Here is an 11,949-nt window from a genome sequence, read left to right on the forward strand (position 1 = left end):
CTTAACGCTTGGCTTTCTTGTCAGCCACGTGCCCACGGTATGTGCGGGTACCGGCAAACTCGCCCAGTTTGTGGCCGACCATGTCTTCGTTAACGAGAACTGGGACGTGTTGGCGACCGTTGTGTACTGCGATGGTCAGACCGACCATTTGTGGCAGGATCATCGAACGACGCGACCAGGTCTTAACTGGTTTGCGATCGTTCTTTTCCGCCGCCACTTCGATCTTCTTCAGTAGGTGAAGATCAATAAAAGGACCTTTTTTCAGAGAACGTGGCACTGTCGTATCCCTCTATTTACTTGCGACGACGGACGATCATTTTGTCGGTACGCTTATTACCACGAGTCTTCGCGCCCTTAGTCGGGAAGCCCCATGGCGATACCGGATGACGACCACCAGAGGTACGACCTTCACCACCACCATGTGGGTGGTCAACCGGGTTCATGGCAACACCACGAACGGTTGGGCGAACGCCACGCCAGCGCTTGGCACCAGCTTTACCCAACGAACGCAGGCTGTGCTCGGAGTTCGAGACTTCGCCCAGGGTCGCACGGCACTCAGCCAGTACTTTACGCATCTCACCAGAACGCAGACGCAGGGTCACGTAGACACCTTCACGAGCGATCAACTGAGCCGAAGCACCAGCGGAACGAGCGATCTGTGCGCCTTTACCTGGCTTCAATTCGATGCCGTGTACGGTGCTACCAACTGGAATGTTACGCAGCTGCAGAGCGTTGCCCGGCTTGATCGGTGCCAAAGCACCTGCGATCAGCTGGTCGCCAGCACTCACGCCTTTAGGGGCGATGATGTAGCGACGCTCGCCATCTGCGTACAGCAGCAGAGCGATGTGAGCAGTACGGTTTGGATCGTATTCGATACGCTCGACGGTGGCAGCGATGCCATCCTTGTCGTTGCGACGGAAGTCGACCAGACGATAATGCTGCTTATGACCACCACCGATGTGACGAGTGGTAATACGGCCATTGTTGTTACGACCACCAGACTTCGATTTTTTCTCGAGCAGCGGTGCGTGAGGAGCGCCTTTATGCAGCTCCTGGTTGACCACCTTGACCACAAAACGGCGGCCAGGGGAAGTCGGTTTGCATTTAACGATTGCCATGATGCACCCCTTCCTTACTCAGCACTGCTGCTGAAATCGAGATCTTGGCCTGGCTGAAGGGAGATAACTGCCTTCTTCCAGTCATTACGCTTGCCCAGACCGCGAGCAGTGCGCTTGCTCTTACCCAGAACATTCAGGGTAGTAACGCGCTCTACTTTCACGCTGAACAGGCTTTCGACGGCCTTCTTGATTTCCAGCTTGGTTGCGTCGGTAGCAACCTTGAAAACGAACTGGCCTTTCTTGTCTGCCAGAACCGTAGCCTTCTCGGAAACGTGCGGGCCAAGCAGAACTTTAAATACGCGTTCCTGGTTCATCCCAGCAGCTCCTCGAATTTCTTCACGGCCGACACGGTGATCAACACCTTGTCGTATGCGATCAGACTGACCGGATCGGAACCTTGCACGTCACGAACATCAACGTGTGGCAGGTTGCGAGCAGCCAGGTACAGGTTCTGATCAACAGCGTCAGACACGATCAGGACGTCAGTCAGGCCCATGCCGTTCAGCTTGTTCAGCAGATCTTTGGTTTTCGGTGCTTCAACAGCGAAGTCCTGAACCACGACCAGACGATCAGTACGCACCAGCTCAGCAAGGATGGAACGCATTGCTGCGCGATACATCTTCTTGTTCAGCTTCTGGGAGTGATCCTGAGGACGAGCTGCAAAAGTGGTACCGCCGCCACGCCAGATTGGGCTACGGATAGTACCGGCACGAGCACGGCCAGTACCTTTCTGACGCCATGGGCGCTTACCGCCACCAGAAACGTCGGAACGGGTCTTTTGCTGCTTGCTACCTTGACGGCCGCCAGCCATGTAGGCCACGACTGCTTGGTGAACCAGCGTCTCGTTGAATTCGCCGCCAAATGTCAGTTCGGAAACTTCGATCGCTTGAGCGTCATTTACATTTAATTGCATGTCAGCTTCCCCTTAACCGCGAGCCTTGGCTGCTGGACGTACAACCAAGTTGCCGCCAGTAGCGCCAGGAACAGCGCCCTTGACCAACAACAGATTGCGTTCAGCGTCCACGCGCACTACTTCGAGGGACTGCACGGTCACGCGCTCAGCGCCCATATGACCGGACATTTTTTTGCCCTTGAATACACGACCAGGAGTCTGGCACTGGCCGATAGAGCCTGGAACGCGGTGGGATACGGAGTTACCGTGGGTGTTATCTTGCCCGCGGAAGTTCCAACGCTTGATCGTACCCTGGAAGCCTTTACCCTTGGACTGACCGGTTACATCAACCAGTTGACCAGCAGCGAAGATTTCAGCGTTGATCAGATCGCCGGCCTGGTACTCGCCTTCTTCAAGGCGGAATTCCATTACGGTACGACCAGCGGCAACGTTCGCCTTGGCGAAGTGGCCAGCTTGAGCAGCTGTTACACGCGAAGCACGACGCTCGCCGACAGTGACTTGCACTGCACGATAGCCATCGGTCTCTTCAGTTTTGAACTGGGTGACGCGATTCGGCTCGATCTCAATGACCGTGACCGGAATGGAGACACCTTCTTCGGTGAAAATACGGGTCATACCGCATTTACGACCGACTACACCAATAGTCATGTTGTAAACCTCATGAGTGTACGGGGCTTTCACCCGCTATGGCCGCCCATTTCAGAGCGTTACACGACCAAGACCGAGTCTTAGCCGAGGCTGATCTGCACTTCCACACCGGCCGCAAGATCAAGCTTCATAAGTGCATCAACGGTTTTATCCGTTGGCTGGACGATGTCCAGAACGCGCTTATGAGTACGGATCTCGTACTGGTCACGCGCGTCTTTGTTGACGTGCGGGGAGACCAGAACGGTGAACCGCTCTTTACGGGTAGGCAGTGGAATTGGACCACGCACTTGAGCACCAGTACGTTTCGCGGTTTCCACGATTTCCTGGGTGGATTGGTCGATCAGGCGATGGTCAAAAGCCTTCAACCTGATACGGATTTGCTGATTTTGCATTGGATTTCAGACTCCGGCTGCTATTCCCACCGAGCGCAATACGCCCGTTAAAAGGAGGCGCAATTCTATAGACGCCCCTGATAGGTGTCAACCCAATAAAAAAGCCCCCGCTAGGCGGGGGCTCTTCAACTCATCAAGCTGACTCTACAAGAGACTTACTCGATGACTTTGGCTACGACGCCAGCGCCGACGGTACGACCGCCTTCACGGATAGCGAAACGCAGACCGTCTTCCATCGCGATGGTCTTGATCAGAGTGACAGTCATCTGGATGTTGTCACCTGGCATTACCATTTCAACGCCTTCTGGCAGCTCGCAGTTACCGGTCACGTCAGTTGTACGGAAGTAGAACTGTGGACGGTAGCCTTTGAAGAACGGAGTATGACGGCCGCCTTCTTCCTTGCTCAGAACGTAAACTTCTGCAGTGAACTTGGTGTGCGGCTTGACGGTGCCTGGCTTGACCAGAACCTGGCCACGCTCAACGTCGTCACGCTTGGTGCCGCGCAGCAGTACGCCGCAGTTCTCGCCAGCACGACCTTCGTCGAGCAGCTTGCGGAACATTTCAACGCCGGTGCAGGTAGTTTTCTGAGTGTCGCGCAGACCGACGATCTCAACTTCTTCCTGGATGCGGACGATGCCACGCTCAACACGACCAGTCACAACAGTACCGCGACCAGAGATCGAGAATACGTCTTCGATTGGCATCAGGAACGGCTTGTCGATAGCACGCTCTGGCTCTGGGATGTAGCTGTCCAGAGTTTCCACCAGCTTCTTGACAGCGGTGGTGCCCATTTCGTTGTCGTCTTGGCCGTTCAGAGCCATCAGAGCCGAACCGATGATGATTGGAGTGTCATCACCTGGGAAGTCGTAAGTGCTCAGCAGATCGCGCACTTCCATCTCAACCAGTTCCAGCAGCTCAGCGTCGTCAACCATGTCAGCCTTGTTCAGGAAGACAACGATGTACGGAACGCCTACCTGACGGGACAGCAGGATGTGCTCACGGGTTTGTGGCATCGGACCATCAGCGGCCGAGCAAACCAGGATCGCGCCGTCCATCTGGGCAGCACCAGTGATCATGTTTTTTACGTAGTCGGCGTGACCTGGGCAGTCAACGTGTGCGTAGTGACGCACGGCCGAATCGTATTCAACGTGAGCGGTGTTGATGGTGATACCGCGAGCTTTCTCTTCCGGGGCGCTGTCGATCTTGTCGAAGTCAACCTTGGCCGAACCGAAAACTTCGGAGCAGACACGGGTCAGAGCAGCGGTCAGCGTGGTTTTACCGTGGTCGACGTGACCGATGGTGCCAACGTTGACGTGCGGTTTGTTCCGTTCAAATTTTTCTTTAGCCACGACAATTAACTCCTAGCTTAAAGGGCTGAATCAGCCTTGCTTTTTGGTAACAGTTTCGACGATATGCGACGGAGCTGTATTGTATTTTTTGAATTCCATAGAGTAGCTCGCGCGACCCTGAGACATGGAACGAACGTCGGTTGCGTAACCGAACATTTCACCCAACGGAACCTCGGCACGAATGACCTTGCCGGAAACCGTATCTTCCATACCCAGAATCATGCCACGACGACGGTTAAGGTCGCCCATGACATCACCCATGTAGTCTTCAGGCGTAACAACCTCTACCGCCATGATCGGCTCAAGCAACTCACCACCGCCCTTCTGGGCCAGTTGCTTGGTCGCCATGGAAGCAGCCACCTTGAACGCCATCTCGTTGGAGTCGACGTCGTGGTAAGAACCATCGAACACAGTCGCCTTCAGGCCGATCAGCGGATAGCCGGCAACAACGCCGTTCTTCATCTGCTCTTCGATACCCTTCTGGATCGCCGGGATGTATTCCTTAGGAACCACACCACCTACGACTTCGTTCACGAATTGCAGACCTTCCTGACCTTCGTCAGCCGGCGCAAAACGAATCCAGCAGTGACCGAACTGGCCACGACCACCGGACTGGCGAACGAACTTGCCTTCAATTTCACAGTTCTTCGTGATGCGCTCACGATAGGAAACCTGAGGCTTGCCGATGTTGGCTTCGACGTTGAACTCACGGCGCATCCGGTCAACCAGGATGTCCAGGTGCAACTCGCCCATGCCAGAGATGATCGTTTGACCGGTCTCTTCATCAGTCTTGACGCGGAAAGATGGATCTTCCTGAGCAAGCTTGCCCAGAGCGATACCCATTTTTTCCTGGTCATCCTTGGTTTTTGGCTCAACGGCAACCGAAATAACCGGCTCCGGGAAGTCCATGCGAACCAGGATGATCGGCTTGTCAGCGTTGCACAAGGTTTCACCGGTGGTGACGTCCTTCATGCCGATCAAGGCCGCGATGTCGCCAGCGCGCACTTCCTTGATCTCTTCGCGGGCGTTTGCGTGCATTTGCACCATACGACCCACACGCTCTTTCTTGCCTTTAACAGAGTTGATCACGCCGTCGCCGGAGTTCAACACGCCCGAGTAAACCCGAACGAAGGTCAAGGTGCCCACGAATGGGTCGGTAGCGATCTTGAACGCCAGGGCCGCGAAAGGCTCGTCGTCGCTTGCATGACGCTCCATTTCCTCTTCCTCGTTATCAGGGTTGGAACCCTTGATAGCAGGAATGTCGGTTGGAGCAGGCAGGAAGTCGATCACAGCATCGAGAACCAGGGGAACACCCTTGTTCTTGAAGGAAGAACCGCAAACAGCCAGAACGATCTCACCAGCGATGGTACGCTGACGCAGAGCGGCCTTGATTTCCTCGTTGGTGAGCTCTTCACCCTCAAGGTACTTGTTCATCAGTTCTTCGTTGGCTTCGGCCGCAGCCTCAACCATGTTGCCGCGCCACTTCTCGGCTTCTTCCAGCAACTCTGCCGGGATGTCCTTGCGAACAGGAACCATACCCTTGTCAGAATCGTTCCAGTAGACAGCTTGCATGTTGATCAGATCGATCTGACCCTGGAAGTTGTCCTCGGAACCGATAGCCAGCTGGATCGGCACCGGAGTGTGACCCAGACGCTGCTTGATCTGACCGATCACGCGCAGGAAGTTGGCACCAGCACGGTCCATCTTGTTTACGTAAACAAGACGTGGAACACCGTATTTGTTGGCCTGACGCCATACGGTTTCCGACTGAGGCTCAACACCCGAGGTACCGCAGAACACAACCACAGCGCCGTCGAGTACACGCAGGGAACGCTCAACTTCAATGGTGAAGTCCACGTGACCCGGGGTATCGATAACGTTGAAGCGATGCTCGTGCGGATACTGCTTCTCGGAACCCTTCCAGAAGGCGGTAATGGCAGCAGAAGTAATGGTAATACCACGCTCCTGCTCCTGCACCATCCAGTCGGTGGTCGCGGCGCCATCATGCACCTCGCCCATCTTGTGACTTTTGCCAGTGTAAAAAAGGACGCGCTCAGTGGTGGTGGTTTTACCAGCATCCACGTGGGCAACGATACCGATGTTACGGTAGCGATTAATCGGTGTAGTACGAGCCATAAAGCCCTCGCAAATTGAGTGACGCTAGAATTAGAAGCGGTAGTGCGAGAAAGCCTTGTTGGCTTCAGCCATACGGTGCACGTCTTCACGCTTCTTAACTGCAGCACCTTTACCTTCAGCAGCGTCCAACAGTTCGCCAGCCAAACGCAGAGCCATGGACTTCTCACCGCGCTTGCGGGCGAAGTCTACCAACCAGCGCATTGCCAGGGCGTTACGACGGGACGGACGAACTTCGACCGGAACCTGGTAAGTAGCACCGCCTACACGGCGCGACTTCACTTCGACCAGCGGAGCGATGGCGTCGAGAGCTTTCTCGAAGATTTCCAGGGGATCGCTGTTCTTGCGTTCCTTAACTTTGTCCAGTGCGCCATAAACAATACGCTCGGCAACGGCTTTCTTGCCGCTTTCCATTACGTGGTTCATGAACTTGGCGAGAATCTGGCTTCCGTATTTCGGATCGTCCAGAATCTCACGTTTGGCTGCTACGCGACGTCTTGGCATTGATAAGCCCTCAAACGGTCTTCAGGTTAGCCCGGGACAGCTAATGCGTGCCCGACCTTACTCTTATCGACTCAATAAAATGAAAAACTGCAAAACGGCCGATTACTTCGGACGCTTGGTACCGTACTTCGAACGACCCTGGTTACGACCTTTAACGCCGGAAGTATCCAAAGAACCGCGAACGGTGTGGTAACGAACACCTGGCAAGTCTTTTACACGACCGCCGCGGATCAGTACCACGCTGTGCTCTTGCAGGTTGTGGCCTTCACCACCGATGTACGAGGAAACCTCGAAACCGTTGGTCAGACGCACACGGCATACTTTACGCAGTGCCGAGTTAGGTTTTTTCGGCGTGGTGGTATACACACGGGTGCATACGCCACGACGTTGCGGGCAGTTCTGCAGCGCAGGCACGTCGGATTTCTCGACGATACGCTTACGCGGCTGACGTACCAGCTGGTTGATAGTTGCCATCTACTAGCTCCACTGTTGTCTTGCGACGCTATTGTCTTACAAGAAAAGCAAAATGGCAGGAACGAATTCCCGCCAAATTTAGGGGATCAAGAGTCTAAAGAGGATCTTGTTCCCAGTCAAGGCAAGGCCCCGACCTCCCCGCCCGCCGGATCTCGACATTTTGTCTCGATCCAGCAAACGGGATGACCAGGGCCAGGCACTTAATTACCGCAGAACTCAGTTACCGCTCGAGTTCAGTGCTTCGGTCAGTGCAGCTTCCACTTCACTGGCGCTTACGCGCAACGGCTTGTCTGCATCACGACGACGCTTGCGCTCGCTGTGATAGGCCAAACCGGTACCAGCCGGGATCAGACGACCCACGACCACGTTTTCTTTCAGGCCGCGCAGGTAATCGCGCTTGCCGGTTACCGCCGCTTCGGTCAGTACACGGGTGGTTTCCTGGAAGGAAGCCGCCGAGATGAACGATTCGGTGGACAACGACGCCTTGGTGATACCCAGCAGCACGCGAGTGAACTTGGAGACGAACTTGTCTTCCGTCGCCAGGCGCTCGTTTTCCACCAGTACGTGAGTCAGCTCCATCTGGTCGCCCTTGATGAAACTCGAATCGCCGGATTCAGCGATCTCAACTTTACGCAGCATCTGACGCAGGATGGTCTCGATGTGCTTGTCGTTGATCTTCACGCCTTGCAGACGGTAAACGTCCTGGATCTCGTTCACGATGTACTTGGCCAGCGCACTCACACCCAGCAGACGCAGGATGTCGTGTGGATCGCTCGGGCCGTCGGAGATAACTTCGCCGCGGTTTACCTGTTCGCCTTCGAAGACGTTCAGGTGACGCCACTTCGGAATCAGCTCTTCGTACGGATCGCTACCGTCGTTCGGCGTGATGACCAGACGGCGCTTGCCCTTGGTCTCTTTACCGAACGCGATGGTGCCGCTGACTTCAGCCAGAATCGAGGCTTCTTTCGGACGACGGGCTTCGAACAAGTCGGCAACACGCGGCAGACCACCGGTGATGTCGCGGGTTTTCGAAGTTTCCTGCGGGATACGAGCGATAACATCACCGATCGCGATCCGCGCACCGTCCGCAACACCGACCAGGGCGTTGGCTGGCAGGAAATACTGAGCGATTACGTCAGTGCCTGGCAGCAACAGATCCTTGCCGTTGTCGTCGACCATCTTCACGGCCGGACGGATGTCCTTGCCAGCAGCTGGACGATCTTTCGCGTCAAGTACTTCAATGTTGGTCATACCGGTCAATTCGTCAGTCTGACGCTTGATCGTGATGCCTTCTTCCATGCCCACGTAGGTCACGGTACCTTTCATTTCGGTCACGATCGGGTGGGTGTGCGGATCCCACTTGGCCACGATAGCGCCAGCGTCGACCTTGTCACCTTCCTTGACCGAAATCACAGCACCGTACGGCAGCTTGTAGCGCTCGCGCTCGCGACCGAAGTCGTCAGCGATCGCCAGCTCACCGGAACGGGATACAGCCACCAGGTGACCGTCCACGCGCTCTACGTGCTTGAGGTTGTGCAGACGGACAGTACCGCCATTCTTCACCTGAACGCTGTCAGCTGCGGAGGTTCGGCTGGCCGCACCACCGATGTGGAACGTACGCATCGTCAGCTGGGTACCCGGCTCACCGATGGACTGGGCAGCGATAACGCCGACCGCTTCACCGATGTTCACCTGGTGACCACGAGCCAGGTCGCGACCGTAGCACTTGGCGCAGATGCCGTAGCGGGTTTCGCAGCTGATCGGCGAACGTACGATCACTTCGTCGATGCTGTTGAGTTCGATGAACTCGACCCACTTCTCGTCAACCAGGGTGCCGGCAGGAACGATTACGTCCTCGGTACCCGGCTTGAATACGTCACGGGCGATGACACGACCCAATACGCGCTCACCCAGCGGCTCTACAACGTCACCGCCTTCAATGTGCGGAGTCATTACCAGGCCGTGTTCGGTGCCGCAATCGATCTCGGTCACGACCAGATCCTGCGCAACGTCTACCAAACGACGAGTCAGGTAACCGGAGTTCGCCGTTTTCAACGCGGTATCCGCAAGACCCTTACGAGCACCGTGAGTGGAGATGAAGTACTGGAGTACGCTCAAACCTTCACGGAAGTTCGCGGTAATCGGGGTCTCGATGATGGAACCGTCCGGCTTGGCCATAAGGCCACGCATACCGGCGAGCTGACGGATCTGCGCAGCAGAACCCCGTGCGCCCGAGTCGGCCATCATGTACATCGAGTTGAAGGACTCTTGGTCGACTTCGTTGCCATGACGGTCGATGACCTTCTCTTTCGAGAGGTTGGCCATCATCGCCTTGGATACTTCGTCGTTCGCCTTGGACCAGAGGTCGATCACCTTGTTGTACTTCTCGCCCTGGGTTACCAGGCCGGAGGCGTACTGACTTTCGATCTCTTTCACTTCCTCGGTAGCAGCACCGATGATGCGGGCTTTTTCGTCCGGGATAACGAAGTCGTTAACACCGATGGAAACGCCGGAAATGGTCGAATAGGCAAAACCGGTGTACATCAACTGGTCAGCGAAGATCACGGTCTCTTTCAGACCAACCACGCGGTAGCACTGGTTGATCAGCTTGGAGATCGCCTTTTTCTTCATCGGCAGGTTGACGACGTCGAAGGACAGACCTTTTGGCACAACCTGGAACAACAGCGCACGGCCGACGGTGGTGTCGACGATACGGGTGTTGGTCACGCTGCCGCCATCACGATCGTTCACGGTTTCGTTGATCCGCACTTTGACCTTGGCGTGCAGTGCGGCTTCGCCGGCACGGAACACACGGTCAACTTCCTGCAGATCCGCGAACACACGACCTTCGCCCTTGGCGTTGATCGCTTCACGAGTCATGTAGTACAGACCCAATACAACGTCCTGCGACGGAACGATGATTGGCTCACCGTTGGCTGGCGACAGGATGTTGTTGGTCGACATCATCAGCGCACGCGCTTCGAGCTGGGCTTCCAGCGTCAGCGGTACGTGCACGGCCATTTGGTCGCCGTCGAAGTCGGCGTTGTACGCAGCACAGACCAGAGGGTGCAGCTGGATGGCCTTACCTTCGATCAGTACCGGTTCAAACGCCTGGATACCCAGACGGTGAAGGGTCGGTGCACGGTTGAGCAGCACTGGGTGTTCGCGAATCACTTCGGCGAGAACGTCCCAAACCTCTGGCAGCTCGCGCTCGACCATCTTCTTGGCGGCTTTGATGGTGGTCGCGAGACCACGCATTTCCAGCTTGCCGAAAATGAACGGCTTGAACAGCTCCAGAGCCATTTTCTTAGGCAGACCGCACTGGTGCAGACGCAGGGTCGGGCCTACGGTAATTACCGAACGACCGGAGTAGTCAACACGCTTACCGAGCAAGTTCTGACGGAAACGACCCTGCTTACCCTTGATCATGTCAGCCAGGGATTTCAGAGGACGCTTGTTGGAACCGGTGATAGCGCGGCCACGACGACCGTTGTCGAGCAATGCGTCGACAGCTTCCTGCAACATACGCTTTTCGTTGCGCACGATGATGTCCGGAGCGGACAGATCAAGCAGGCGCTTCAAGCGGTTGTTACGGTTGATCACTCGACGATACAGATCGTTGAGGTCGGAAGTCGCGAAACGACCGCCATCGAGCGGAACCAGTGGACGCAGGTCTGGCGGCAGAACCGGCAGAACGGTCAGCACCATCCACTCTGGCAGGTTGCCGGAACCCTGGAAGGCTTCCATCAACTTCAGACGCTTGGACAGCTTCTTGATCTTGGTTTCGGAGTTGGTTTGCGGAATTTCTTCACGCAGACGGCCAATCTCGTGCTCCAGGTCGATCGCGTGCAGCAGCTCACGGACAGCTTCGGCACCCATGCGGGCATCGAAATCGTCGCCGAACTCTTCCAGCGCTTCGAAGTACTGCTCGTCGTTGAGCAGCTGACCTTTTTCAAGGGTGGTCATGCCCGGGTCGATAACGACATAGCTCTCGAAGTAGAGAACGCGCTCGATATCACGCAGGGTCATGTCCATCAGCAAGCCGATACGGGACGGCAGCGATTTCAGGAACCAGATGTGGGCAACCGGCGAGGCCAGTTCGATGTGCGCCATGCGCTCACGACGAACTTTTGCCAGCGCGACTTCAACGCCGCACTTCTCGCAGATCACGCCACGGTGCTTCAAGCGCTTGTACTTACCGCACAGGCACTCGTAATCCTTTACCGGGCCAAAGATCTTGGCGCAGAACAGGCCGTCACGCTCGGGTTTGAACGTACGGTAGTTGATGGTTTCCGGCTTTTTAACTTCACCGAACGACCACGAACGGATCATCTCAGGCGAGGCCAATCCGATACGGATGGCGTCGAACTCTTCGACTTGACCCTGGTTTTTCAGCAAATTCAGTAGGTCTTTCAAGG

The 11,949-nt window shown here is 55.8% G+C and carries 11 protein-coding genes; all 11 read right to left on the bottom strand.

All coding sequences use genetic code 11. The features are described 5' to 3' along the window. Position 1: 1 nt before the first annotated feature. Entirely contained in the window at positions 2-277 is a 276-nt protein-coding gene (gene rpsS, locus AC3I65_RS23530) for a 30S ribosomal protein S19 (protein WP_002555486.1), read from the bottom strand. 16 nt (positions 278-293) lie between these two features. After that, positions 294-1,118, bottom strand: coding sequence for a 50S ribosomal protein L2 (gene rplB / locus AC3I65_RS23535; protein ID WP_003186055.1), 825 nt, complete (start codon positions 1,116-1,118; stop codon positions 294-296). Between the two features lie 14 nt (positions 1,119-1,132). Beyond that, the gene (gene rplW, locus AC3I65_RS23540; RefSeq protein WP_002555488.1) at positions 1,133-1,432 is read right to left on the bottom strand and encodes a 50S ribosomal protein L23; all 300 of its coding nucleotides are present in this window, start codon (positions 1,430-1,432) and stop codon (positions 1,133-1,135) included. Beyond that, positions 1,429-2,031: a 50S ribosomal protein L4 gene (gene rplD / locus AC3I65_RS23545; protein WP_003186057.1), complete on the bottom strand. Its 603-nt coding sequence runs from the start codon at positions 2,029-2,031 to the stop codon at positions 1,429-1,431. Before rplD ends, rplW begins: the two co-directional genes overlap by 4 nt. A 12-nt stretch (positions 2,032-2,043) precedes the next feature. Next, complete coding sequence (gene rplC, locus AC3I65_RS23550) at positions 2,044-2,679, bottom strand: 50S ribosomal protein L3 (protein ID WP_003186059.1); 636 nt, start codon at positions 2,677-2,679, stop codon at positions 2,044-2,046. A gap of 80 nt (positions 2,680-2,759) precedes the next feature. Continuing rightward, positions 2,760-3,071: a 30S ribosomal protein S10 gene (gene rpsJ / locus AC3I65_RS23555; RefSeq protein ID WP_003186070.1), complete on the bottom strand. Its 312-nt coding sequence runs from the start codon at positions 3,069-3,071 to the stop codon at positions 2,760-2,762. Between the two features lie 155 nt (positions 3,072-3,226). Next, positions 3,227-4,420, bottom strand: coding sequence for an elongation factor Tu (gene tuf / locus AC3I65_RS23560; protein ID WP_003186103.1), 1,194 nt, complete (start codon positions 4,418-4,420; stop codon positions 3,227-3,229). A gap of 30 nt (positions 4,421-4,450) precedes the next feature. Beyond that, the gene (fusA, locus tag AC3I65_RS23565; protein ID WP_047230481.1) at positions 4,451-6,556 is read right to left on the bottom strand and encodes an elongation factor G; all 2,106 of its coding nucleotides are present in this window, start codon (positions 6,554-6,556) and stop codon (positions 4,451-4,453) included. Between the two features lie 30 nt (positions 6,557-6,586). Beyond that, positions 6,587-7,057, bottom strand: a complete 471-nt coding sequence (gene rpsG, locus AC3I65_RS23570; RefSeq protein ID WP_003186074.1) for a 30S ribosomal protein S7 — start codon at positions 7,055-7,057, stop codon at positions 6,587-6,589. A 102-nt stretch (positions 7,058-7,159) separates the two neighbouring features. Further along, positions 7,160-7,531: a 30S ribosomal protein S12 gene (gene rpsL / locus AC3I65_RS23575; RefSeq protein ID WP_003186084.1), complete on the bottom strand. Its 372-nt coding sequence runs from the start codon at positions 7,529-7,531 to the stop codon at positions 7,160-7,162. 216 nt (positions 7,532-7,747) lie between these two features. Then, on the bottom strand, positions 7,748-11,947 hold the full coding sequence (rpoC, locus tag AC3I65_RS23580) for a DNA-directed RNA polymerase subunit beta' (protein ID WP_047230482.1): 4,200 nt from the start codon (positions 11,945-11,947) through the stop codon (positions 7,748-7,750). Positions 11,948-11,949 lie beyond the last annotated feature (2 nt).

The organism is Pseudomonas sp. N-1-13 (assembly GCF_057787095.1).